The organism is Streptococcus sp. HMSC034E03, from assembly GCF_001811505.1.
Lineage (GTDB): Bacteria > Bacillota > Bacilli > Lactobacillales > Streptococcaceae > Streptococcus.
Map to the genome: position 1 here is coordinate 34478 of NZ_KV804942.1, position 22666 is coordinate 57143.

30 protein-coding genes are annotated in these 22666 nt (G+C 40.7%); 5 read left to right on the forward strand and 25 right to left on the reverse strand.

What is annotated here, in order from left to right; all coding sequences use genetic code 11:
• The 20 genes from rpsC to mnmA all read right to left on the reverse strand — a co-directional run bounded on the left by rpsC (position 1) and on the right by mnmA (position 15080).
• The gene (rpsC, locus tag HMPREF2805_RS00650) at positions 1-654 is read right to left on the reverse strand and encodes a 30S ribosomal protein S3 (RefSeq protein WP_000529936.1); all 654 of its coding nucleotides are present in this window, start codon (positions 652-654) and stop codon (positions 1-3) included.
• A gap of 12 nt (positions 655-666) precedes the next feature.
• The gene (gene rplV / locus HMPREF2805_RS00655; protein WP_000818137.1) at positions 667-1011 is read right to left on the reverse strand and encodes a 50S ribosomal protein L22; all 345 of its coding nucleotides are present in this window, start codon (positions 1009-1011) and stop codon (positions 667-669) included.
• 11 nt (positions 1012-1022) lie between these two features.
• On the reverse strand, positions 1023-1304 hold the full coding sequence (rpsS, locus tag HMPREF2805_RS00660) for a 30S ribosomal protein S19 (protein WP_000533766.1): 282 nt from the start codon (positions 1302-1304) through the stop codon (positions 1023-1025).
• A 104-nt stretch (positions 1305-1408) separates the two neighbouring features.
• Entirely contained in the window at positions 1409-2242 is an 834-nt protein-coding gene (gene rplB / locus HMPREF2805_RS00665; protein WP_000512914.1) for a 50S ribosomal protein L2, read from the reverse strand.
• 17 nt (positions 2243-2259) lie between these two features.
• Entirely contained in the window at positions 2260-2556 is a 297-nt protein-coding gene (locus HMPREF2805_RS00670) for a 50S ribosomal protein L23 (protein WP_001055348.1), read from the reverse strand.
• On the reverse strand, positions 2556-3179 hold the full coding sequence (rplD, locus tag HMPREF2805_RS00675; protein ID WP_000024549.1) for a 50S ribosomal protein L4: 624 nt from the start codon (positions 3177-3179) through the stop codon (positions 2556-2558). Before rplD ends, HMPREF2805_RS00670 begins: the two co-directional genes overlap by 1 nt.
• Before the next feature lie 24 nt (positions 3180-3203).
• Positions 3204-3830, reverse strand: coding sequence for a 50S ribosomal protein L3 (gene rplC / locus HMPREF2805_RS00680; RefSeq protein ID WP_000160197.1), 627 nt, complete (start codon positions 3828-3830; stop codon positions 3204-3206).
• 82 nt (positions 3831-3912) lie between these two features.
• Complete coding sequence (gene rpsJ, locus HMPREF2805_RS00685) at positions 3913-4221, reverse strand: 30S ribosomal protein S10 (protein WP_001284513.1); 309 nt, start codon at positions 4219-4221, stop codon at positions 3913-3915.
• Between the two features lie 264 nt (positions 4222-4485).
• The gene (locus HMPREF2805_RS00690) at positions 4486-5109 is read right to left on the reverse strand and encodes a uridine kinase family protein (protein ID WP_075230996.1); all 624 of its coding nucleotides are present in this window, start codon (positions 5107-5109) and stop codon (positions 4486-4488) included.
• Positions 5106-5702, reverse strand: a complete 597-nt coding sequence (nrdG, locus tag HMPREF2805_RS00695; protein WP_075230997.1) for an anaerobic ribonucleoside-triphosphate reductase activating protein — start codon at positions 5700-5702, stop codon at positions 5106-5108. Before nrdG ends, HMPREF2805_RS00690 begins: the two co-directional genes overlap by 4 nt.
• A gap of 5 nt (positions 5703-5707) precedes the next feature.
• Entirely contained in the window at positions 5708-6208 is a 501-nt protein-coding gene (locus tag HMPREF2805_RS00700) for a GNAT family N-acetyltransferase (RefSeq protein ID WP_075230998.1), read from the reverse strand.
• 37 nt (positions 6209-6245) lie between these two features.
• Entirely contained in the window at positions 6246-6386 is a 141-nt protein-coding gene (locus HMPREF2805_RS10900) for a hypothetical protein (RefSeq protein WP_000521609.1), read from the reverse strand.
• 11 nt (positions 6387-6397) lie between these two features.
• Entirely contained in the window at positions 6398-8605 is a 2208-nt protein-coding gene (gene nrdD, locus HMPREF2805_RS00705; RefSeq protein ID WP_075231036.1) for an anaerobic ribonucleoside-triphosphate reductase, read from the reverse strand.
• Between the two features lie 129 nt (positions 8606-8734).
• On the reverse strand, positions 8735-10288 hold the full coding sequence (locus tag HMPREF2805_RS00710; RefSeq protein ID WP_075230999.1) for a damage-inducible protein CinA: 1554 nt from the start codon (positions 10286-10288) through the stop codon (positions 8735-8737).
• Positions 10289-10332: 44 nt separating this feature from the next.
• On the reverse strand, positions 10333-10467 hold the full coding sequence (locus HMPREF2805_RS11420; protein WP_261676119.1) for a hypothetical protein: 135 nt from the start codon (positions 10465-10467) through the stop codon (positions 10333-10335).
• Between the two features lie 87 nt (positions 10468-10554).
• A complete protein-coding gene (gene mnmG / locus HMPREF2805_RS00715; RefSeq protein WP_075231000.1) occupies positions 10555-12471 on the reverse strand; it encodes a tRNA uridine-5-carboxymethylaminomethyl(34) synthesis enzyme MnmG in 1917 nt (638 codons plus the stop codon).
• Positions 12461-12892 carry an NUDIX hydrolase gene (locus HMPREF2805_RS00720; RefSeq protein WP_075231001.1) on the reverse strand — a complete coding sequence of 144 codons (432 nt, stop codon included), beginning with the start codon at positions 12890-12892 and terminating at the stop codon, positions 12461-12463. The genes mnmG and HMPREF2805_RS00720 overlap by 11 nt, the downstream gene beginning before the upstream one ends.
• A gap of 8 nt (positions 12893-12900) precedes the next feature.
• Positions 12901-13356 carry an NUDIX hydrolase gene (locus HMPREF2805_RS00725; protein WP_075231002.1) on the reverse strand — a complete coding sequence of 152 codons (456 nt, stop codon included), beginning with the start codon at positions 13354-13356 and terminating at the stop codon, positions 12901-12903.
• A gap of 149 nt (positions 13357-13505) precedes the next feature.
• On the reverse strand, positions 13506-13892 hold the full coding sequence (locus tag HMPREF2805_RS00730; protein ID WP_261676120.1) for an SseB family protein: 387 nt from the start codon (positions 13890-13892) through the stop codon (positions 13506-13508).
• 66 nt (positions 13893-13958) lie between these two features.
• Positions 13959-15080, reverse strand: a complete 1122-nt coding sequence (mnmA, locus tag HMPREF2805_RS00735; RefSeq protein WP_075231003.1) for a tRNA 2-thiouridine(34) synthase MnmA — start codon at positions 15078-15080, stop codon at positions 13959-13961.
• Positions 15081-15384: 304 nt separating this feature from the next.
• On the opposite strand from mnmA, the gene HMPREF2805_RS00740 reads away from it, so the two are divergent.
• Positions 15385-16188, forward strand: a complete 804-nt coding sequence (locus HMPREF2805_RS00740; protein ID WP_075231004.1) for a hypothetical protein — start codon at positions 15385-15387, stop codon at positions 16186-16188.
• A 164-nt stretch (positions 16189-16352) separates the two neighbouring features.
• Here the strand turns inward: HMPREF2805_RS00740 and HMPREF2805_RS00745 are convergent, their stop codons facing one another.
• Positions 16353-16568 carry a hypothetical protein gene (locus HMPREF2805_RS00745; protein WP_075231005.1) on the reverse strand — a complete coding sequence of 72 codons (216 nt, stop codon included), beginning with the start codon at positions 16566-16568 and terminating at the stop codon, positions 16353-16355.
• Entirely contained in the window at positions 16565-16693 is a 129-nt protein-coding gene (locus HMPREF2805_RS11425) for a hypothetical protein (protein ID WP_261676122.1), read from the reverse strand. The genes HMPREF2805_RS00745 and HMPREF2805_RS11425 overlap by 4 nt, the downstream gene beginning before the upstream one ends.
• A 750-nt stretch (positions 16694-17443) precedes the next feature.
• On the opposite strand from HMPREF2805_RS11425, the gene HMPREF2805_RS00750 reads away from it, so the two are divergent.
• Complete coding sequence (locus HMPREF2805_RS00750) at positions 17444-18307, forward strand: helix-turn-helix domain-containing protein (protein WP_075231006.1); 864 nt, start codon at positions 17444-17446, stop codon at positions 18305-18307.
• A gap of 51 nt (positions 18308-18358) precedes the next feature.
• Here the strand turns inward: HMPREF2805_RS00750 and HMPREF2805_RS00755 are convergent, their stop codons facing one another.
• A complete protein-coding gene (locus HMPREF2805_RS00755; RefSeq protein ID WP_075231007.1) occupies positions 18359-18964 on the reverse strand; it encodes an aggregation-promoting factor in 606 nt (201 codons plus the stop codon).
• 241 nt (positions 18965-19205) lie between these two features.
• Here HMPREF2805_RS00755 and sdaAB point away from each other — a divergent pair, with 241 nt between their 5' ends.
• The 3 genes from sdaAB to HMPREF2805_RS00770 are packed head-to-tail and all read left to right on the forward strand — an operon-like array spanning position 19206 to position 21423.
• Positions 19206-19877, forward strand: coding sequence for an L-serine ammonia-lyase, iron-sulfur-dependent subunit beta (sdaAB, locus tag HMPREF2805_RS00760; RefSeq protein ID WP_001191178.1), 672 nt, complete (start codon positions 19206-19208; stop codon positions 19875-19877).
• 8 nt (positions 19878-19885) lie between these two features.
• On the forward strand, positions 19886-20758 hold the full coding sequence (gene sdaAA, locus HMPREF2805_RS00765; protein ID WP_045762454.1) for an L-serine ammonia-lyase, iron-sulfur-dependent, subunit alpha: 873 nt from the start codon (positions 19886-19888) through the stop codon (positions 20756-20758).
• Between the two features lie 23 nt (positions 20759-20781).
• On the forward strand, positions 20782-21423 hold the full coding sequence (locus HMPREF2805_RS00770; RefSeq protein WP_075231008.1) for an HAD hydrolase-like protein: 642 nt from the start codon (positions 20782-20784) through the stop codon (positions 21421-21423).
• An 86-nt stretch (positions 21424-21509) separates the two neighbouring features.
• Here the strand turns inward: HMPREF2805_RS00770 and HMPREF2805_RS00775 are convergent, their stop codons facing one another.
• Positions 21510-21926: a DUF805 domain-containing protein gene (locus HMPREF2805_RS00775; protein WP_060956321.1), complete on the reverse strand. Its 417-nt coding sequence runs from the start codon at positions 21924-21926 to the stop codon at positions 21510-21512.
• Positions 21927-22076: 150 nt separating this feature from the next.
• On the reverse strand, positions 22077-22502 hold the full coding sequence (locus HMPREF2805_RS00780) for a DUF805 domain-containing protein (protein WP_075231009.1): 426 nt from the start codon (positions 22500-22502) through the stop codon (positions 22077-22079).
• Positions 22503-22666: the final 164 nt, after the last annotated feature.

The following is a 22666-nucleotide window of genomic DNA, read 5'->3' on the forward strand; positions in this document are numbered from 1 at the left end:
TTATTTACCTCCTTTAGTGTTTTTACGAGCTGGAAGAACTTCACCACGGTAGATCCATACTTTAACACCAAGTTTACCGTATGTAGTGTCTGCTTCTTCCCAAGCGTAATCGATATCTGCACGAAGTGTGTGAAGTGGAACAGTTCCTTCAGAGTATCCTTCAGCACGGGCGATATCTGCACCGTTCAAACGACCTGATACTTGAGTTTTGATTCCTTTAGCTCCAGCACGCATAGCACGTTGGATTGCTTGTTTTTGTGCACGACGGAAAGCAACACGTTGCTCCAATTGACGAGCAATTCCTTCACCAACAAGGTGAGCATCCAAATCAGGTTGTTTGATTTCGATGATGTTGATGTGTACTTGTTTTCCAGTCAATTTGTTAAGTTTAGCACGGAGTGCATCAACGTTAGCACCACCTTTACCGATAACCATACCTGGTTTAGCAGTGTGAAGTGAAACGTTAACTTTGTTTACTGCGCGTTCAATTTCAATAGTTGAAACAGCTGCGTCAGCAAGTTCTTTTTGAACGAATTTACGGATTGCAAGATCTTCATGAAGGTAATCCGCGTATTCTTTTTCAGCATACCATTTGGCATCCCAATCACGGATGATGCCGACACGCATACCAATTGGATGTACTTTTTGACCCACGATTTTACCTCCTTATTTTTCTGCAACAGCTACAGTGATGTGAGCTGTACGTTTGTTGATTGGTGAAGCTGAACCTTTCGCACGTGGACGGAAACGTTTCATAGTTGGTCCTTCGTTTGCGAATGCTTCAGATACTACCAAGTTAGCTTTATCCAAACCAAAGTTGTTTTCAGCGTTAGCTACAGCTGAGTTCAAAACTTTCAAGATGATTTCAGCAGCTTTGTTTGGAGTGAATGTCAAAATTGCGATTGCATCGGCTACGCTTTTACCACGGATGTTGTCAAGAACAAGACGTGATTTACGAGGTGAAACACGTACTGTGCGAGCCATTGCTTTAGCTGAAGTAATTTCTGCCATTTATGTTCTCCTTATTTTCTACGTGTCTTCTTGTCGTCTGCGGCGTGACCTTTGTAAGTACGAGTTGGTGCAAATTCACCAAGTTTGTGACCTACCATGTCTTCTTGGATGTAAACAGGTACGTGTTTACGTCCATCATAAACTGCGATTGTGTAACCAATGAAACTTGGGAAGATCGTTGAACGACGTGACCAAGTTTTGATAACTTTTTTCTTTTCGTCGTTAGCTTGAGCTTCAACTTTTTTCATCAAATGCTCATCGACGAAAGGTCCTTTTTTAAGACTGCGTCCCATTTTTATATTTTCTCCTTTAAATTTTGTACCACAGCGGCTTGCGCTCACAAGGAGCGCTACCGAGCTGGCGGAATTTCCTAGTTGCTTAAGCGACTAGTTTTAAATTATTTCTCGTTGCGACGACGAACGATAAGTTTGTCAGATTTCGCTTTCTTGTTACGAGTTTTAAGACCAAGAGCAGGTTTGCCCCATGGAGTAGATGGTGCTTTACGACCAACTGGTGCTTTACCTTCACCACCACCGTGTGGGTGATCGTTAGGGTTCATTACAGAACCACGAACTGTTGGGCGGATACCTTTCCAGCGGCTACGTCCTGCTTTACCAAGGTTTACAAGTCCATGTTGTTCGTTTCCGACAACACCAACTGTAGCACGACAAGTTCCAAGAATCATACGAACTTCGCCTGATTGAAGACGAACAAGAACGTATTTACCTTCTTGTCCCAATACTTGAGCAGAAGCTCCAGCAGCACGAACCAATTCACCACCACGACCTGGTTTCAACTCAATGTTGTGGACCAAAGTACCAACTGGGATATTAGCAAGTGGAAGAGCGTTACCTACTTTGATATCTGCTTCAGGACCTGAAACGATACGTTGACCAACTTCAAGACCTTTTGGAGCGATGATGTATGCTTTCACACCGTCAGTGTAGTGTACAAGAGCGATGTTTGCAGAACGGTTTGGATCGTACTCGATAGTTTTAACAACTGCTTCAACGTTATCTTTGTTACGTTTAAAGTCAACCAAACGGTAGAAACGTTTGTGTCCACCACCTTGGTGACGAACTGTGATACGACCGTTGTTGTTACGACCAGCCTTGTTCTTCAAAGCAACAAGCAAAGTTTTTTCAGGTGTGCTTGTTGTGATTTCAGCGAAATCCAAAGAAGTCATATTACGGCGACCGTTTGTTGTTGGTTTATAAACACGAATTCCCACGATATTTCCTCCTTAGATTATTCAGCTTCAGTAGCAAACAACTCGATTGCTTTTGAATCAGCTGTAAGAGTGATGATAGCTTTTTTAGTTTTGTTAGTAAAACCAGTGTAACGTCCAACACGTTTAGCTTTAGGTTTTACGTTAATTGTGTTAACATTTGCAACTTTAACACCTTCGAAAGCAGCTTCAACAGCTTGCTTGATCAAAAGTTTGTGCGCACGAGTGTCAACTTCAAATACATATTTGCCTGCTTCAAGTTGAGCCATTGAGCTTTCAGTGATAACAGGTTTTTTGATAACATCATACAAATTCATTATGCAAGAACCTCCTCGATTTTAGAGATAGCTGCTTGAGTAACAAGAAGTTTGTCACTATTTGCGATGTCAAGAACACTTGCAGTTGTAGCAGTCGCAACTTTCACGTTTGGAAGGTTACGAGCTGAAAGAGCTGCGAATTCGTTTCCTTCTTCAAGAATAACAAGGACTTTAGAATCGATGCTCAAAGCTGCAAGAACTTTTGCAAATTCAGCAGTTTTTGGAGCTGTAAATTCAAGAGAATCAACGGCTACAAATTTGTTTTCAGCAACTTTTTCTGAGTAAACAGATTTTAGTGCAAGGCGACGAACTTTTTGAGGAAGTTTGTACGCATAGCTACGTGGAGTTGGTCCGAAGACAATTCCACCACCACGCCATTGTGGAGAGCGGATAGAACCTTGACGAGCACGTCCAGTTCCTTTTTGACGCCATGGTTTGCGTCCGCCACCTGAAACGGCTGAACGGTTTTTAACAGCGTGAGTTCCTTGACGAAGGCTAGCACGTTGGCTGATGATGACATCAAACACAACAGATTGGTTTGGTTCGATACCAAAGATTGCATCGTTAAGAACAACTTCGCCCGCTTGTTTACCAGTTTGGTCGAATAATGTTACATTTGCCATTTTGACTGTATTCCCCTTTCCTTATTATTTACCAGCTTTAACTGCTGATTTGATAGTGATAAGAGATTTCTTAGCACCTGGTACGTTACCTTTGATAAGGATAACGTTCTTTTCTGGAACAACTTGTACAACTTCAAGGTTTTGAATTGTTACACGGTCGCCACCCATACGTCCTGCAAGGTTTTTACCTTTGAATACGCGGTTAGGTGCAACAGGTCCCATAGAACCTGGACGACGGTGGTAACGAGAACCGTGAGCCATAGGTCCACGTGATTGTCCGTGGCGTTTGATAACACCTTGGAAACCTTTACCTTTAGAAGTACCAGTTACGTCAACAACATCTCCAGCTGCGAAAGTTTCAACTGTGATTTCAGCACCAACTTCCAAGCCTTCAACGTTTTTGAATTCACGAATGAAGCGCTTAGGAGCCGTGTTAGCTTTTGCTACATGTCCTTTAGCAGGTTTGTTGCTCAATACTTCGCGTTTGTCATCGAAACCAACTTGGATAGCGTTGTATCCGTCTGTTTCAACAGTTTTAACTTGAAGAACAACGTTTGGAGTTGCTTCAATAACTGTTACAGGGATCAATTCGCCAGCTTCAGTGAAGATTTGAGTCATTCCCACTTTTTTCCCTAAGATTCCTTTTGTCATGAGAAAATAGTTCCTTTTCTATATTTTTTATTCAAAAAGTTTTTAACGAGCGTTTTTTATGCTCAAGTTATCAAGCTTTAAATTAAAGTTTGATTTCTACGTTTACACCACTTGGAAGATCCAATTTCATCAAAGCGTCAACTGTTTTTTGAGTTGGGTTAACGATATCGATCAAACGTTTGTGTGTACGCATTTCAAATTGTTCGCGAGAGTCTTTGTATTTGTGAGTCGCACGAATGATTGTGTAGAGGCTACGCTCAGTTGGAAGTGGGATTGGACCCGCAACTTGTGCACCTGTACGAGTAGCTGATTCTACGATTTTTGCAGCCGCTGTGTCAAGCGTACGGTGTTCGTAAGCTTTCAAACGGATACGGATTTTTTTGTTTGCCATCTTTTTCTCCTTTTCGTCTATTTAAGATAATAGGCTAGCTCCACAAGAAAACCGACGCGCGTTGCGTGGCAATGCAACCGAGCGTGTCGCAACCTCTTGCATCAAAGCTAAAGCTGTAATTTACAGCACCATAATAGAATAACACAAAGCCCCTGCGATTGCAAGGGATTTGACAGGTTTTTTTAAATTTTTTAGATGAAACTGTTTTCTTATTCCATTTTAATAAATTTTCATATTTAAGTGCTAGATTATCTGTCTTTTCTTCTATATAATGTTAGTTTTAATTTGAAATTTATCATCTGATTGATCTACCAAGATATCAGCTCTTGACTCGGTTTCTTTATAGTATTGTATATACTGCTCTCGTCTCATCTGCTGACTAGCCAATATAATGGATGCATCGCCATTTCTCACAGTCGTATCTCGAGCTAGACGTCTCTTTAATTCGGTCTCCTCATCTGTGTAGAAACAAATGGTTTTGTCAAAGAGTTCCTTGGGTAGAAAACCCACAGACATCCCTTCGACTATCAGAATTGGTTTTGCTCCAGATAAGATCTCGCTAGCCTTCCAAGGTTCCTCAATTGTCAAGATGTCCATACCCGCTTGCAGAGCAAGAATATCTCTTTGTAAACTTGCCAGCTCATGCGCTACCGGTAAACATGCTGTCACCTTTTGGTCTGGTGTCTCTTTAGGTACTACTAAATGTCGTCCCGAAGTAATATAGGGATCTGTCTCTAGTAAATTTACCTTTTCAGCGTCCAATATTTGGTACAATTCTTGAGCAAAAGTTGATTTTCCTGAAGCGCCGTGACCGTAGATACCCAGCGTTTTTACTTTTCCCGACTCTATTTCTGATACTAGTCTTTCTATTAATTCTTTTTTCTTCATTCTCTCTTCACCTGTTCATAGCTTTCTTTTCCATCGTTAAGCTTGTCCCAAATGACTACCTTTCCACTTTGGAGAGACTTTTGTACATCGATAATTCGTTGATTGGAAGAGCCGCGGAATTGAAGCATAAGATTTCTCTTGCTCCGATCATAGCGACCATCGACCAGGATATCAATCATAGATAAAAGCTCTAGCTTATCTGGAGTTTCCAGCATCATTTCTTCCCAAGTGTAGCCTGTCCAAGACCAGATGTCTTTTTCTGGCAATTCCTTTCGAATGCGTTTTACAAGGGGCAAAAGAATACCTGTATTGAGGAATGGCTCTCCTCCTAGCAAAGTCAATCCTTGAACATAGGGCTGGGCTAAGTCTGCCATGATTTGTTCTTCCAATTCTGGCGTATAAGGAATTCCTGCATTGAAAGACCAGGTCGCTACATTGTAACAGCCCTCACAGTGAAACATGCAGCCGGCTACATAGAGAGAATTGCGCACCCCTTCTCCATCCACAAAGTTAAAAGCCTTATAGTCAATGATACGCCCTTGACTAAGCTCCTCACTCTTCCACTCGCCTGGTTTTGGTGTATTCCATGTCATGCTTTCTACTCCAACTCTATCCAATAGCGCTCCGTTCCATTTCGAACATCCTCCAACTCTCCACCATTAGCTAAGATAACAGCTCGGCTTGCTGGATTTTCCGCGCTACAATTCACCAGAGCACGATGGATGTTCTTTTCTTTAGCCACTTGTAGACCTTGACGGAGAGCTTCCTTGGCATATCCTTTGCCTCTTTCGGAAGGGCGGATAGAATAGCCAATATGGCCAGCATAATTCAGTAAACCCTCATTCAGTCTCAACCGTAAATTTAAAAAACCTAAAGCATGGCCTGATTCATCAAACAATACGAACTGAATTGATGGAACGCGATTTTCCAGCAATCCTATTCCCATTTCTTTATTATGGCTAGTTTCCAACCACTTTTCATAGTCAAAGTTCTCAGTATCCCAAAATCCTCCATTGTGGGCTGATTGAGTCTGCTCAAACTCTGACATCATCTCTAAAATTGTTTCTTTATCTGCCAATCTTGGTCTGCGTAATATCATCTTTACCTCCAACTAAGAGAAAAGCGAGAGCGGACTCTCACTTTTTCTTATTCTTATTTAAAAATTGCTCTCTTAGGCTAGCCACTCGGTCTTTTTTATTGCCTCCACCTTTTGAATGTTTCTCGTGGAACCGTTGAACCAAGGCCTTGCCCTTATCATCTAATTGATATTTTCCCATGCTATCTCTTTCTAACTTCTTACTTCATGTCCTGCTGTTTTGATAGTAGAACCGTTCATGTGTTTGACACGCGCAGCAATTTCCTTGTGACGACCATTAACCATCGGACGAGCTTGTGGATTCCCAAGATAACCACAGGTTCGTTTAACCACGTCTACTGTTTTAGGATCGTTGTTCCCACAGTTAGGACAAGCAAATCCTCTCTCTGTCGGCTCAAAATCTCCTTCAAAATCACACTTGTAACAGCGGTCAATTGGAGTATTGGTTCCGAGATAACCTACACGGTCATAAGCATAATCCCAAACAGCTTCCAAGGCCTTTGGATTTTGTTGAAGAACTGGATACTCGCAGTAGTGGATAAAGCCGCCTGATGCACCCGCTTCTGGGTAGACTTTCTCAAAGTCCAATTTTTCAAATGGTGTTGGATTTTTGCGAACATCATAATGGAAGGAATTTGTGTAGTATTCTTTATCTATAATATCTGGAATAGAACCAAATTTCTCAGCATCTAAACGGCAGAATCGGTCCGTCAGACTTTCAGACGGTGTTGAATAAATAGAGAAGTGATAGCCATATTGGTCTGACCACTCTTCTACTCGATGTTTCATGTCTCGAATGATATCAAGGGTGAATTCTTTAGCTTCTGGATTGGTTTCCCAATTGTTACCAAAGAATACTGTCGCTACTTCATAAAGTCCAATGTAGCCAAGCGAAACTGTGGCACGTCTATTCTTAAAGAGCTCGTCGACACTTTCTTCTTTACCAAGACGACGGCCAAAAGCTCCGTATTGATAAAGGATAGGCGCATTAGCTGGAGTGGCTTCCTTGGTTCGCTCCACACGGTAAACCAGTGCATCTTCAGCGATATTCATACGCTCATTGAAGATTTCCCAGAACTTGTTCAGGTCGCCTTCAGACTCGAGGGCGATACGAGGAAGATTGACTGTTACCACACCTAGGTTCATACGACCAGAATTGACTTCTACTCCATTTTCATCCTTCCATCCTTGAAGGAATGAACGACACCCCATCGGAACCTTGAAAGAACCTGTCAACTCAATAATCTTATCATAAGACAAGACATCTGGATACATGCGCTTAGTTGCACACTCAAGGGCCAACTGCTTGATATCGTAGTTAGGAGAACCTTCCTCCAGATTAAGTCCTCTTTTAAGAGTGAAGATCAATTTAGGGAAGATAGCTGTACGGTGTTCTGAACCAAGCCCCTTGATACGAATGTTTAAAATTGCCTTTTGAATTTCGCGTTCAAAACGATTGGTTCCTAGACCGAAACCAAGGGAAGTAAAGGGTGTTTGTCCATTTGATGTAAAGAGGGTATTAATCTCGTACTCTAGAGATTGCATGGCATCGTAGATGTCTTTTTGAGTTTTTTTCCAGGCATACTCCTCACGTTTGTCAGGTAAAACCCATTCCTCTGCATCTTTGAGATGCTTTTGGTAATTTTTCTCTGCATATGGGGCCAAGACTTCATCAATACGGTCTGCCGAACACCCACCGTACTGGCTAGAAGCAACGTTGGCGATGATTTGTGAAATCTGTGCTGTCGCAGTTTGGATAGACTTGGGACTCTCCACCTCAGCATTCCCAATCTTAAAACCATTTTCCAACATGCCCTTGAAATCAATCAAACAGCAGTTGGTCATCGGGGTGTAAGGGCTGTAGTCCAAATCGTGATAGTGGATATCCCCTTTTTGGTGGGCATTGGCTACGTGCTTAGGAAGCATTTGCAGTCCGATTGATTTCCCAACAATCCCTGCCGTCAAATCACGTTGGGTGTTAAAAACATCACTATCTTTATTAGCATTCTCATTGACAACTGCCTGGTCTTTGTTGAGAAGTTTATGGATACTGAAGTTGATATCTGTTGCTTTTGAGCGCTCAAAATCCCTTTGAGTTCGGTAAGTGATATATTCCTCTGCCAAGGCATATTCTTTAGCTTCCAATAACTCATGTTCTACGATATTTTGGATTTCATAGATTTTTACACCTTGAGGAAAACGACTATGAATCTCTGTGACAATTCTTTCAACGAGACCATTTAGGCGTTTTTCTACTAGAGGCGTAACGTCCATAACCTTTTCAGCAGCCTTATGAAGCGCTTTGTCAATTTTATCCACATCAAAAATGACGCGTCTACCGTCGCGTTTTTCAACGAATAAGGTGGGAACGGTTGCAAGCTTTTCTTCTAATACAATCATATCCATGCTCTTTTCTAAAATATTATTGAATAGTTTATATTCAGTATTATACCACTCTAAAAATAAAAATCAATATCTTGTGTTAAAAATCATAAAATTTTTAAAATTCCACAAGATATTGATTTTTTGTTATTTTAATTTGTAAAGTTTAAAGTCTTTGAATTCACTTTGAACTGGTTGATAACTTTCTGCCAGAAGCTGTTCCACTTCCGTCCAGAGAGCTGTTTTGGTATTGACCACAATCACTTTAGGCTGGTTATCACGTAAATCATTGACAAGTTTAGTACGATTTTCAGATAAAGCTGTATGTAATTTCGGTGTTAGTAACGGACTAGCTGCTAATCGTTCGCTAGCCTGATAAACACTAGCCGAATCATCCCACACATAAATGCGGTCTGTTGCTTGCGTTTGCCCCTTGACAATAGTTTCGATACGAGCGCGTTCTTGATATTGTTCTGGGTGAAAGACATAGCGCGCTACTAAAGGGGCCAAGAATAGGTAAACAAGGGCCAAGATAGGCAGGTAAGCATTGCCTTTGAGGAAAATTGCCCATACTGAAGGAGCTTCGCTATATCTTCTACGACGACTCACTCCCTCTGCATCATTGGCACGAATTCGAGTCAACAACAAAATGGACATGAAAGGAAGCAACTCAGCTAGACGACTTCCATGGATCGGTTCAGTAGAGAAAATTTCCAAGCCTAGTGATAGTACAAGAGCAAGCGCAGCAAATATCGATAAGACATATTGCTTGCTTGGTTTAGACTGGAAAAAGCCTGCAAACACCAGGGTCAATCCTCCAAGACCGATTGCCAATAATCCATAAAAGAGGAGATTATCTAGCAGACCAGGGTTGGACATAAAATTCAAACTATCAATTGGATAGAGAATTTGACTAATAGCACTCCCAAAACTCCCATTATAAGCCGTATAGTAACCGATTGGATAAAAGAAGAGTGAAAATCCTAGACCAACCGCAAGAAATTGATAAAAGCCGCGAGCCCAGTAACCACGCCCAATATTAAAGGCTAACAAAGCAAAGAATAAGACCAGAGCATATAAAGTTGTGACTAGAGGGGCGAAGAAAAATGCTAGAGCCAAACTCATCCCGATACGCAAGAAACCTTTGTCATGATTAGATTTTGCAAAATAGGTTGTGACTAAGTTTAGGGCGTAGAATAAGAATGGAAGGGCAAGAATTGTGGCATAGCCACCACCAAAGCTAAGACCTCCAGCAAGAAGGTAAAAAATCGTCAACACTTGTCGCGACTGCTCGTCCTCTTTCGTCAAGTCATAGGTTGAACGAAAAAGAAAAATTCCAGCGCCCACTAAAGCAAGCCAATTAAAGGCTGCAAATAAAAGGCTACCTTTAGCTAGATACTGTAGAAAATAATAGAGGAGACCACTCGTTCCAAAATAGTCTGTGTAGATTTCTCCTCCTTGGTGCATTGCCCATCCAATATAGAAATCCTGAGCCTGCTCTGGACTGGTCAATCCTAGCACCAAAGGAAGAACTACAGATACAAGTACCGCTAAAGTGCTCCAAATTAAGATTTTAAACAATGGTAAGCGAGCAGATTGTCGTGTTTCAAACTCTTCTCGCTCCTCTCCCCCAGCTGAATTTTCTTGATTTCCAGTCCAAGTTGGAGTTGGTTCGTCTTCTAATCTACCATATACGTTCATTCATTCTCTCCTAGATTTTGATTTGTTCTAGTATATCAAAAAGTCTAGTTCTTGTCAGCCTGCTGAGGACATTTGTTCAGCTTTTTATAGAGACTAGCGAAGCGTTCAATCTCATAAAAACGGTGATAAGACGCCTTTTTATAGGCTTCTAAAAAAATTTTTTCTTTTACTGTTATCATCTCTTCTCCTTTTCTCTTTATTCGAAAAAAAGAGAAGCAATCTATCAAAAAAACTGAATCCCCAAAGAGAATTCAGTTTTTTTAAAATTAGTCAGCTTTCTTTTCTAAATTTTTTGAAATACTACGATTTTTACCTTCCAGATACACCATCAAAATAGAAATGTCTGCTGGATTTACTCCCGAAATACGGCTGGCTTGGCCTATGGTTTCTGGATTGATGAGTTTGAACTTCTGGCGGGCTTCGGTTGCGATAGAGTCAATGTCATCCCAGTCGATGTTGGCTGGAATGCGTTTTTCTTCCATGCGTTTCATCTTGGCAACCTGATCCATGGCTTTTGAGATATAGCCTTCGTACTTGATTTCTGTTTCAATCAACTCGATAATCTTGTCATCCAAGTCCTCTGCAGCTGGTCCGATGAAGGCTACCACATCTTGGTAAGAAACTTCTGGACGGCGAAGGAATTCCTTGGCTGTCACTGCATCGGTCAACGGTTTAAAGCCCATCTCCTCAACCTTGACATTGGTTTCCTTGACTGGCTTGAGTTTGATGCTGTCTAGGCGCTTCATCTCATTATCAAATTGATTTTTCTTGATTTCAAAACGAGCCCAGCGTTCATCATCCACAAGGCCAATCTCGCGTCCCATCTCTGTCAAACGCATATCAGCATTGTCATGACGGAGAATGAGTCGGTATTCTGCACGACTGGTTAACAGACGGTAAGGTTCAATGGTTCCCTTGGTCACCAAGTCATCAATCATCACCCCGATATAACCATCACTGCGCTTCAAAATCAATTCAGGCTTATCTTGGATTTTCAGAGCCGCATTGATACCAGCGATAATCCCTTGGCCTGCTGCCTCTTCGTAACCAGATGTACCATTTGTCTGACCAGCTGTGAAAAGTCCTGAGATTTTCTTGGTTTCCAGAGTCGCACGCAACTGATGCGGCAAGACCATGTCGTACTCGATAGCATAACCAGTTCGCATCATCTCTGCATTTTCCAAACCTTTGATAGAATGAACCAGATCACGCTGGACATCCTCAGGAAGGCTAGTTGAAAGTCCCTGGACATAAACTTCCTCTGTGTTTCGTCCTTCTGGCTCAAGGAAAAGCTGGTGACGTTCCTTGTCTGCAAAACGCACAATCTTGTCCTCAATCGACGGACAGTAACGAGGCCCTACTCCCTTGACCACACCTGTAAACATAGGCGCACGGTGGAGGTTGTTTTGGATAATCTCATGACTGGTTCCATTGGTATAGGTCAACCAGCATGGCACTTGGTCCTTGACATAGTCCTCATCACGTGAAGTGTAAGAGAAGTGATTTGGTGTTTCATCTCCTGGCTGAATCTCTGTCACATCATAGTTGATAGAGGAAGCCTTGACACGTGGAGGGGTTCCTGTCTTGAAACGACCGATTTCGAGTCCCAATTCCTTGAGGTTATCAGCTAGGTTAATAGAAGCCAGACTGTGGTTTGGACCTGATGAATACTTAAGATCTCCGATGATGATTTCCCCACGGAGAGCAGTTCCTGTGGTCACGATAACAGCCTTGGCAGCATACTCTTGATGGGTAGCTGTACGAACACCGACAACCTTGCCATCTTCCACCAAAATCTCATCAATCATGGTCTGACGAAGGGTTAGATTTTCTTGATTTTCAACCGTCTTACGCATTTCCTTAGAGTAAAGTTCCTTATCAGCCTGCGCACGAAGGGCACGAACCGCTGGCCCCTTCCCAGTGTTGAGCATCTTCATCTGGATGTAAGTCTTGTCAATGGTCTTGGCCATTTCGCCACCGAGGGCATCTACTTCACGCACTACAATCCCCTTGGCAGAGCCACCGATAGATGGATTACAAGGCATGAAAGCCAGCATTTCAATGTTAATAGTCGCAAGTAAGACCTTACAACCCATACGGCTAGCAGCTAGAGAGGCTTCTACTCCCGCATGCCCCGCACCGATTACAATGATATCGTATTCTTCAGTAAAATTATAAGTCATTTCTTAACCTTTCAAAAATTTCTCGTAAATAAGGAACTATCTTCTCCTCCTCTAGAGCTTGATCCATAGTAACCCATTTAAAGTGTGTATGCTCTTCAGGATCTAATCTGATAATTGGCTTCTCCCCAACCCACTCTACTTTATAAACTAAGCGAGTAAAGACAGTATCCTTAGAGGTATCCAGTTGACTATCTTCGTGAAGAAGTTTGAGCGAACTGCTGTCTAGCCTAACTCCTGCTTCTTCAATACATTCTCTAAGAGCTCCATCTCGCGGAAGTTCACCCTTTTCAACCCCACCACCAGGAATATCCCAGTAAGTCGGATAAACGTTGGGTTGTCCTCTTTTAATTTCCGAACGCTGAATGAGTAAATAATCACCACCACTATGAACAAGTACATGGGCAATAAGCTTAACCATCATTTTCTCTCCTATTCGTTAAGATGGATGTGTCGTAATTGTCCGTCCCAATTTGGCAGGCCTGTTTTTAAAAAGGCTGGAACTAGTTGGATATTCTGGAGCTGGTCCAAATCAATCCATTCACAGGGCTGCCTTTTCTCATCTTCCTGCATGGTCAATGGGGCCTCCTCAAGCAAGTCTACCAAATAATGAAACTCGATGTTGTGATAGAAAACACCGTCCTGTTCAAAACGATTTTCAACCACGAAAGCTAGTTGCCCAACTTGAGCTTTGACACCCAGTTCTTCCCTCACTTCACGGACTACCGCATCTTCCGTGCTTTCATTAACTTGAATCGCACCGCCAATTGTGTAATACTTTCCCTTATTTTTGGTAACTAGGAGCTTGCAATTTTGGACAATCAAAGCTGTCGCCCGAACGCCAAAAACCGTATTTCCTACTTTTGTCCGAAAGTCTTGCTGAGTCATTTTTGTCCTTTCCCTTAAACGACACAAAAACAGTCAAAACTCCAAAGAAGTGCAGGACAAAAAAGCCTGCAACATCCATGAGCTTTGACCATCATTTCTATTGCTTTTATTATTGTAGCAAATTGAGAAAATTTGTCAATCTAAATGTACTATGATTGGCGAATTGCTTCAAAAGCTCCTTTGTCAATCTCAACTGGGTCAGAGAAGGCATCTAGAACAATCCCTCTCACAGGAAAACTCTCCATCCCTTCCGCAGCAAACAAACAGTCCGTAAGAGGTAACTGCAACCAAGAAAATTGGGCATAATAGTCCTTGAGGATGTCCTGAATTTCTAAGAAGCAAGGATAAAAGTAGTCATCTCCCTTTTGCAGAATATCCGGCTTTAGGCGAGCACCTTCTTGTCCGTCACTCCCATCCATCAGAGAAGGATTGAAGGGAACCCAGACTTTAGCTTGCTTCAATTCCTTAAACAAGGCCTCTATCGATTCTGTCGTTTTCTCCCTCAAATACTCTTTCTTATAGTCAGAGAGAGTCATTGACTTCTCTTTTTTAGCCGTTTTTTTCTAAAAAAACTGAAACATTCTCATTCCTCTTAGAAACTCTTAAATGTACTGACAAACTTGTCCATCGCGGTAGGCATTGTCAATCAAACCACCACCTAGACACTCTTCGCCATCGTAAAAGACAACTGCCTGACCTGGTGTGATCGCACGCTGTGGCTCCGCAAAGATGACTTCTGCCTTGTCTCCTTTGACATGGACGGTTACTTTAGAATCAGGCTGACGGTAGCGGAATTTTGCTGTGCATTCTAGCGTAAATTCCTCTGGCATGTCACGAGTAAAGTGGACTTGGCTAGCCTCTAGGCTGGTTGACATGAGCGAATCATGGTAGAAACCTTGTCCGACATAGAGAATATTCTTGCTTAGGTCTTTTCCGACAACGAACCAAGGCGCATTGTCTCCACCGTGTTGCCCACCGATACCGAGACCGCCACGCTGACCAATCGTATAGTACATAAGGCCTGCATGTTCGCCCATATCGCGACCATCCACAGTCATCATGCGACCAGGCTGAGCTGGCAGATAGTTGCTGAGGAAGTTTTTAAAGTTCTTTTCTCCGATAAAGCAAATCCCTGTCGAGTCTTTCTTCTTGGCAGTCGCAAGGCCTGCTTCTTCTGCTAGTCTGCGAACTTCAGGTTTTTCCAAATGTCCCAAGGGGAACATAGTTTTTTGAAGTTGTTCTTGCGAAAGTTGGCTGAGGAAATAAGTCTGATCCTTGCCATTGTCCACACCACGAAGCATGTGAACGATGCCATCCTCATCACGCGCTACTCGAGCATAATGCCCAGTCGCCACATAGTCTGCCCCCAATGTCATGGCATAGTCCAAAAAGGCCTTAAATTTGATTTCCTTGTTGCACATAACATCTGGATTTGGCGTGCGCCCTGCACGGTATTCCGCTAGGAAATACTCAAAAACGCGGTCCCAGTACTCTTTTTCAAAATTAACAGAGTAGTAGGGAATGCCAATCCGATCTGCTACCGCAGCCACATCCTTGTAGTCTTCGGTCGCCGTACAGACGCCGTTTTCATCTGTATCATCCCAGTTCTTCATGAAGATACCGATCACATCGTAGCCCTGCTCCTTGAGAAGAAGAGCCGTCACCGACGAATCAACACCACCACTCATCCCCACGACAACACGTGTTTTAGAGTTATCACTCATGGTAAGTCTCCCATCTATTCGTTTATTCACGATTGAAGGTCGTGTGTGCTTAACGATTGAAGGTCGTTTGAGCAGTTTTCATTATAACATGCTTAGATAGAGAAGACAAGGAAGAGGCTGATAATCTACCAAGCTCTTCTGTCAATACATGAAAATCAGGATACAAAAGAAATCAATTCATTCCTAAATCTCTATTCTCTTTAAAAACTTATTTTTAAAATCAACTAAAAATGATATACTTTAATAAGGAGGAATGCGCACATGATTCCATATATACACCATCATCCATGTGCGTAGGACTAATGTGAACAACTACAAAGATATTCTAAAATCAAAAAATACTATTTTTATTATTACACTTATTGCAGGTATTGGACTTTTGACAGGCTTAGTCCTCCATCAAGAAAAAATCCAAGCAGAGAGAGGGAACGTTGCTCTCATCAAACAACAAAGAAATCAACAAGATGTCGAACAAGTAAAATACGCCATTAAAGACTTCAATATTGATTCTGAAACCATTATAGAAGATTGGAAAAAAATCCAAGAATTGAAACCAACTACTGATGAAGGCAAAAAGACCTTAGAAGACTTTCTTACTTCTACTGCCAAGAAAGTCACAAATCATTATAGTGAAAAAGCTTTGAAATTAGATATAAAGGATTCTGATAGCCAGTTTCAAGATAAACAAACACTTGAGACAGCCATCACTTCCTTGCAAAAAATAATAGACATCATTAAAAACATTAATGCTGCCAGCGACCAAGTTGCTCTTGAAGAAAAGATAAAACCAATTCAAGAACTAATCTCTAAATTCCAAAAACAAGTTGAAGTCTTGACCAAAAAAGAAGAAGAAAAAACTACCCAAACAGAAACGACTACTAGAGATGCCGGACTAGAAGCCAGCCGTTCAGAAGATAGTAGCTATATTCAAAGCTATCCAGAAACAAATGGAAGCATATCTAATTCCCAAGCACCTGCAACGGACCAATACTCAACTGATAGTGCTAACAGTGGAGGAGATAATGGCGCTAATACCGGAGGTCAAACTGCTGATTCTTCAGGTTCTCAATCAGAGTCTAATAACGATACAACCAGTTCGTCTAACTAATAATCTAGATGGCGAAGTCCCATAAACTTGTAAGCCCTCAACACCAATGTTTATAATTGTAAACACACAAAAAGAGCCTTAAACGGCTCTTTTTTAGGGCTCTATGATATTTGTAGTAGGTAAATTCCCTATAGATATTATGGAGCCAATTATTGATAAAGACTTTAGTCATCTTCGTCTCTATAAAAATATTTTCTATACACCCTTGATAATACCAAAATTAATGCCAATATCATACCAAGAGCCATAATAATAGAATTTATTGGATTTATTTCAGTATGTCCAATCACTAGTCCAATTATTGGACTAATAGACATGCTTAGATATAATAAAAATAACAAAAAATGACCTTCACCAATTCCTGCAAAAAAATGTTTCATTTTAAATATCCCAATTTTACCTTTCGTTTTAATAATCCACTAGCAAATCTATTGACTTCTCTTTTTTTGAAAAATCTTGATAGCAAATTTACTCCACTTAAAGCCACTAAAATTTCAACCGTCATAATTTCTCCAAGCGAAAAATGCAAACTGACAAAGTTCCTGCTAAAATACTATCCTCCCATCAAATAGAGTGTCAGCAAAAATAAAACAACCGAAATTGGCAGAAAAGCAGCACGATTTGTTTTACAAAAAATAGCATAACAAAGACTACCTATCGAAAACGTCATAATAACTTCAATAGTTATCTTTAGAGCAGGGTAATATATATTTTTAATAAAAAGAATTAAAAGGATAAAAAATACCAATGAACAAAGAACGGATTTGATATAAAATTTTAAATGAATCATAATTTATTTTTTAGATTCTACCTACTATAGATAAAATCACCTTTCTTATTTTCTTCTCATGATATTCACTTTAATTTCTATGAATATAAATATGGTAAATTACAAATCAGAGTTCCAACTAAAAGAAATTGATGAAATAAGCAAATCTTACAGCAAATTAAATTTATCCAGAAGCTCTCATGTAATGATTTTAAATCCTAATGAATCTAATCAATGCAGATTTTATTTTGACAGTAGTTCTATAACAACTCTAAATAACACTGGGGTTGCTAGAATCAAAATAACCCCTGCCACAAAGACAATGATTACCCGAAATAGATCTTTATTTTTACGCATTGAAACAACCTCCAATCTATTATTTTCTAGCTACATGATACCTCTTATTTACTTTCTATATTCTTATGATACAATATATTTAATAGAATTCTATTTACTGTTAACTTTTTTCACGAAAAGGAGGAAATCATGCGCTATGATTTCGGGAAAGTATATAAAGACATACGTGAGTCAAAAGGATTGACCCAAGAAGAGGTCTGTGGAAATGGCCTTTCAAGAACCAGCCTTTCCAAGTTTGAAAGTGGCAAGGCAACTCCCAAATATGAAAACATGGAGTTTCTTCTCCGTCAAATCAATATGAGTTTTGAAGAGTTTGAATACATCTGCCATCTCTATAGACCGAGCCAGCGAACAGAAATCATGCAAACCTATCTCAATACAAGTTCCATCTTTGGTACCAGTAGTCTAGTCAATTTATTTGAAACATGCCAAGACTATCTTAAGATTCATCACGATATCCCTATAGAGGAAATCAGAGATATGCTGGAAATTGTCATTTATATCCGTCAACATGGAACAAGGCAACTTTCAATCCAAGTGAAACAAACGGTCAAAAAGCTTTGGGAAAAAATTGAAAAACAAGATACATGGTATGAAAGTGACCTAAAAATCCTCAATACCATCCTTTTCAGCTTTCCCATTGAACACCTCCATCTGATCACTGAACAAATCTTGCAGCGCTTGGAAGAATATAAAAACTATCGACATTTATATGAATTACGAATGGCAATCCTACTCAATCTGTCCACCATTTACTTGTACAATCAAGATAAAAATACCTGTCAACAAATCTGCTACACCTTACTAGAGGATGCTAAGAAAAAGAGAAGATACGATATTTTAGCTATCGCCTATGTTCGAATAGGTATTTGTACTAGTAATGATCATCTTATTCAAAAGGGCTTCTCCCTTCTGGAGTTAACTAATGAAACCTCAATGCTATCTCACCTCAAAAAGGAAGTAGAGACCTGTTATCAAGCAAAGGAAATATAAAAAAGTCGAGGAAATCCCTCGACTTTTGCATCTTATTCTGCTAGTTAGTTCTTAGTACCAACCGTTGTTAAGCCAGAAGTTCTTAGCAGCTGCCCATGAACCGTAACGTCCTGCAACGTAAGCATCTGCTACACGTTCTTGGTTTTCAGCTGAGTAGTCACCGTTCAAGTATGAATCTGTCAATTGGTAACGTCCGATGTAACGTCCGTTTGTAGCTGTGTAGCTACCACCTGATTCTTTTTGAGCGATCCATTCTTTAGCTTCTGCTTCAGATCCGCTTACAGTTGAAGTTGATGCTGTAGTAACAGTTTCTTCTGCTACAGTTACGCTTGCTGCTGGCGCTTCATAAGTTGTTGTTTCAGTAGCTGCAGGTGCTGCTACTGGAGCTTCTGCTGTCGCAGCTGAAGTTGCTGGTGCTTCACCATCAATAACCAATACTTGGTCTACATAGATCAAATGAATATCTTTAATCTTATTTTTTTCTGCCAATTTTTCAACAGTTGTATTGTATTTTTCAGCGATTCCTGATAGAGTGTCACCTGATTTTACTGTGTAAGTTGTTGTTTCTTGTGCAAAAGTAAGTGATGGTGCAAGGAAAGCAAGCGCTGCTGCTACTCCTACAAGTCCTGTTTTAATTTTGTTAGTTGTTGATTTCATATTAAAAGATTCTCCTTCTTTCTTATATTTCCATCATACCCTACTATTATTACTGTTTCTTGACGGTTTTATGTAGAAATGTTACAAGACTATGTTTTATTTCACTTAAATAGCCTCTTTTTGTTACAAAAGGCTTGATTTTATAGGCTTTATGGGGAGTTTAGATATTTTATCATGGAATTGAGCGCTTGCATCTAATCTTTGATATAATAGAGTTAAGAATCTTTTTAAGGGGAAACAGATGCAATCACTTCGTTTTCAATCTGTCTTTGATATCATTGGGCCAGTCATGATTGGCCCATCTAGTAGTCACACGGCAGGAGCTGTTCGTATCGGTAAAATCGTCTCTTCTATCTTTGACGATACTCCAACCGAGGTCGAGTTCCAGCTTTTTAATTCTTTTGCAAAAACCTATCGCGGGCACGGAACTGATCTCGCCCTGGTCGCTGGAATCTTAGGAATGGACACAGATGATCCAGAAATTCCAAATAGTTTAGAAATTGCCCACAAGCGTGGCATCAAAATTGTCTGGACCATCCAGAAAGACAGTAACGCCCCTCACCCAAATACTACGAAAATCACTGTTAAGAATGAGCACAAGACCATCAGTGTGACAGGAATTTCAATCGGTGGTGGAAATATCCAGGTAACAGAGCTCAATGGCTTTGCCGTATCCCTCAACATGAACACTCCTACCATTATCATCGTTCATCAGGATGTTCCTGGTATGATTGCTCACGTAACAGAGGCCCTCTCTCGCTTTGACATTAACATCGCCCAAATGAATGTAACCCGAGAAAAAGCTGGTGAGAAAGCCATTATGATTATTGAAGTTGATAGCCGCAACTGTGATGAATCTATCGAAGAGATTCGTAAAATTCCTCATTTGCATAATGTCAATTTCTTTCAATAGGAGAAAATATGTTTTATTCTATCAAAGAATTAGTCGAACAAGCCGAACTTGATTTTCAAGGAAATGTTGCTGAACTCATGATTACGACCGAGTTTGAGCTAACAGGTCGTGAACGAGAAGAAGTTCTCCTTCTCATGGAGCGCAACCTTGAAGTCATGAAAGCTTCAGTTGAGCTTGGTCTTAGTGAAAAAAAATCTCGTAGTGGTTTGACAGGTGGTGACGCTGCCAAGCTTGACCACTACATCAAAAAAGGAAAGACCCTATCAGACTTCACTGTCTTGTCTGCAGCCCGTAATGCTATCGCCGTTAATGAACACAATGCCAAGATGGGACTGGTCTGTGCAACACCTACTGCTGGTAGTGCAGGCTGCCTTCCAGCCGTTCTCACTGCTGCTATTCAAAAGTTGGATTTAACTCATGAACAACAACTAGACTTCTTATTCGCTGCAGGTGCTTTTGGACTCGTGATTGCTAACAACGCTTCTATCTCGGGAGCCGAAGGTGGCTGCCAGGCCGAAGTCGGTTCAGCTTCAGCCATGAGTGCCGCTGCCCTAACTCTAGCTGCAGGCGGAACACCTTATCAAGCGAGCCAGGCTATCGCCTTCGTTATCAAAAACATGCTCGGCCTAATCTGTGACCCCGTTGCAGGTTTGGTTGAAGTTCCTTGTGTCAAGCGGAATGCCATGGGAGCAAGTTTTGCCTTCATCGCAGCCGATATGGCTCTGGCTGGTATCGAATCAAAAATTCCAGTTGATGAGGTCATTGACGCCATGTATCAAGTAGGATCTAGCTTACCAACTGCCTTTCGTGAAACTGCTGAAGGGGGGCTCGCTGCCACACCTACAGGTCGTCGCCTTCAAAAAGAAATCTTCGGCGAATAATTTCATCATTATGAGGAGAATCAATGTCATCTATATCTGCTATCTTTTTTGACTTAGATGGAACGCTAGTTGATAGTTCTATCGGTATCCATAATGGTTTCACCTATACCTTTGACCAACTTGGAGTTTCTAGTCCTGGTGCCAAAACCATTCGAGGTTTTATGGGTCCCCCACTAGAAACCAGCTTTGCTAGTTGTTTACCAGCTGAGCAAATAGAGGAAGCCATCCAGCTCTATCGTTCTTATTATAAGGAAAAGGGTGTGTACGAAGCCCAACTCTTTCCACATATCAAAGATTTACTCGTAGAACTAGCTGAGCATTATCCTCTTTATATCACTACTACGAAGAATACACCAACCGCAGTTGACATGACTAACAATTTTGGGATTGACCACTTCTTTGATGGCATTTATGGTTCAAGCCCTCAAGCCCTACACAAGGCAGATGTCATCCGTCAAGCTTTGACAACTCATAACTTGGAGCCAGAAAAAGTGGTTATTATCGGAGATACCAAGTTTGATATGATTGGTGCCCAAGAAACTGGCATTAAGAAATTAGCGGTAACCTGGGGATTCGGTGATGAGAAAGACCTCATGGGCTATAATCCTGACTGGATTGCTCACCAGCCGGCAGACATTTTACAGCATCTACAATTAAAACGTTAAACAAAAGACTCCCAGCCTAAAAGTTAGGTTTGGGAGCTTTTTGTCTGATCTTAATGAGGAGAATGACATTCCCCGTACTCATCCAATTATTCAAAAGGCGAAGCTTCTTCGCTTTCAACTTCATTAGGTCTATTGATTGTTACTATTTCTACTTCCTTACTTGGCATAGCTAGCAGAACTAATAGCGCAAAACGTCCAACCATTGGAACAAAGTGAAGGAAGATAAAGGCCCAGTGGAAACCTCCATCACGCAAACGGCGAATCTTTAACGCTAAAGTAGGCAACAGAAGGAGTAAAGCTAAAAGGGCATAAATCATGCATATCAGGATAACTAAAGTAAAGTTCAGAGAAGGACCCTGGTTTATCTCTTTATTGAAGATAAGGATATACAGGGGTAGGAACAAGATATGATTCATCAACCAAACCCACCAGAAGTCAGGACGTGTTGAGTGTCCTACAAAATCTACATAACCTTTTAAAAAATTTATATAAGCCCTAAACAAGATATTTCTCCTTTTTAAAAACAATATGCTATAAAGCGTACATTGTTTTAAAACACTCCCAAATCTATTTTTAGATATGGGAGTGTCAGATATTTGCTTAACAATATAAAGAAAACTCTAAAACAGATTCAATTGTAAAACCTGAACTTCTTAGTTTTTGTCTGATTCTTCGAATGGTGAAACTTCTACAACTTCTTCAGTTTCATTGATTGTTACTACTTCTACTTGTTTCGTTGGCATAGCTAACAAAGCTAAAAGGGCAAGAGGTCCAACCATAGGAATAAAAATGACAAAGATCAGAGCCCAGTGGAAACCAGCATCACGTAGACGACGAACTGTCAAAGCTAACATAGGTAACATTAAGGCTAGCCCGAAAATCATATAGATAATAGCAATTCCACCCAAGGCCATAAGAGCAGTCTCATTTCTTGGATTTGCTAGTGCCTTAAAATATGCTGAGTAAAAAGGGACAAGGAGGATCATGTTTGTTAACCAAATCCACCAATACTCTGAGCGTTTTGAACGACCTGTAAAATCTACATAACCTTTAAAGAAACTTTTATATGCGTTAATCATAAGTTACTCCCTAATTTTTTAATTCATACTCCATGAAAATTGAAAAGCAAATCAGAAAGTCAGTTATAAACCATATCTAAGTACAGTAAAACGACGCAGACCTTAGTTACTTTGATTTTCAAATAGTATAAATTTAGTTTACCATAAATGTTCAACAATGACAA

Bases quoted from the DNA above. Each gene is read 5' to 3' on its own strand.
- HMPREF2805_RS11425 (WP_261676122.1), bottom strand. From the start codon at position 16,693: ATGACGGTTGAAATTTTAGTGGCTTTAAGTGGAGTAAATTTGCTATCA.
- rplD (WP_000024549.1), bottom strand. From the start codon at position 3,179: ATGGCAAATGTAACATTATTCGACCAAACTGGTAAACAAGCGGGCGAA.
- HMPREF2805_RS00725 (WP_075231002.1), bottom strand. From the start codon at position 13,356: ATGACTCAGCAAGACTTTCGGACAAAAGTAGGAAATACGGTTTTTGGC.
- rpsS (WP_000533766.1), bottom strand. From the start codon at position 1,304: ATGGGACGCAGTCTTAAAAAAGGACCTTTCGTCGATGAGCATTTGATG.
- HMPREF2805_RS00780 (WP_075231009.1), bottom strand. From the start codon at position 22,502: ATGATTAACGCATATAAAAGTTTCTTTAAAGGTTATGTAGATTTTACA.
- HMPREF2805_RS10900 (WP_000521609.1), bottom strand. From the start codon at position 6,386: ATGGGAAAATATCAATTAGATGATAAGGGCAAGGCCTTGGTTCAACGG.
- HMPREF2805_RS00770 (WP_075231008.1), top strand. From the start codon at position 20,782: ATGTCATCTATATCTGCTATCTTTTTTGACTTAGATGGAACGCTAGTT.
- rplV (WP_000818137.1), bottom strand. From the start codon at position 1,011: ATGGCAGAAATTACTTCAGCTAAAGCAATGGCTCGCACAGTACGTGTT.
- rplC (WP_000160197.1), bottom strand. From the start codon at position 3,830: ATGACAAAAGGAATCTTAGGGAAAAAAGTGGGAATGACTCAAATCTTC.
- sdaAB (WP_001191178.1), top strand. From the start codon at position 19,206: ATGCAATCACTTCGTTTTCAATCTGTCTTTGATATCATTGGGCCAGTC.
- HMPREF2805_RS00700 (WP_075230998.1), bottom strand. From the start codon at position 6,208: ATGATATTACGCAGACCAAGATTGGCAGATAAAGAAACAATTTTAGAG.
- rpsJ (WP_001284513.1), bottom strand. From the start codon at position 4,221: ATGGCAAACAAAAAAATCCGTATCCGTTTGAAAGCTTACGAACACCGT.
- sdaAA (WP_045762454.1), top strand. From the start codon at position 19,886: ATGTTTTATTCTATCAAAGAATTAGTCGAACAAGCCGAACTTGATTTT.
- HMPREF2805_RS00755 (WP_075231007.1), bottom strand. From the start codon at position 18,964: ATGAAATCAACAACTAACAAAATTAAAACAGGACTTGTAGGAGTAGCA.
- HMPREF2805_RS00710 (WP_075230999.1), bottom strand. From the start codon at position 10,288: ATGAACGTATATGGTAGATTAGAAGACGAACCAACTCCAACTTGGACT.
- HMPREF2805_RS00670 (WP_001055348.1), bottom strand. From the start codon at position 2,556: ATGAATTTGTATGATGTTATCAAAAAACCTGTTATCACTGAAAGCTCA.
- HMPREF2805_RS00720 (WP_075231001.1), bottom strand. From the start codon at position 12,892: ATGATGGTTAAGCTTATTGCCCATGTACTTGTTCATAGTGGTGGTGAT.
- nrdD (WP_075231036.1), bottom strand. From the start codon at position 8,605: ATGATTGTATTAGAAGAAAAGCTTGCAACCGTTCCCACCTTATTCGTT.
- mnmA (WP_075231003.1), bottom strand. From the start codon at position 15,080: ATGAGTGATAACTCTAAAACACGTGTTGTCGTGGGGATGAGTGGTGGT.
- HMPREF2805_RS00690 (WP_075230996.1), bottom strand. From the start codon at position 5,109: ATGAAGAAAAAAGAATTAATAGAAAGACTAGTATCAGAAATAGAGTCG.
- HMPREF2805_RS00745 (WP_075231005.1), bottom strand. From the start codon at position 16,568: ATGAAACATTTTTTTGCAGGAATTGGTGAAGGTCATTTTTTGTTATTT.
- HMPREF2805_RS00750 (WP_075231006.1), top strand. From the start codon at position 17,444: ATGCGCTATGATTTCGGGAAAGTATATAAAGACATACGTGAGTCAAAA.
- HMPREF2805_RS11420 (WP_261676119.1), bottom strand. From the start codon at position 10,467: ATGATAACAGTAAAAGAAAAAATTTTTTTAGAAGCCTATAAAAAGGCG.
- nrdG (WP_075230997.1), bottom strand. From the start codon at position 5,702: ATGACATGGAATACACCAAAACCAGGCGAGTGGAAGAGTGAGGAGCTT.
- mnmG (WP_075231000.1), bottom strand. From the start codon at position 12,471: ATGACTTATAATTTTACTGAAGAATACGATATCATTGTAATCGGTGCG.
- HMPREF2805_RS00730 (WP_261676120.1), bottom strand. From the start codon at position 13,892: ATGACTCTCTCTGACTATAAGAAAGAGTATTTGAGGGAGAAAACGACA.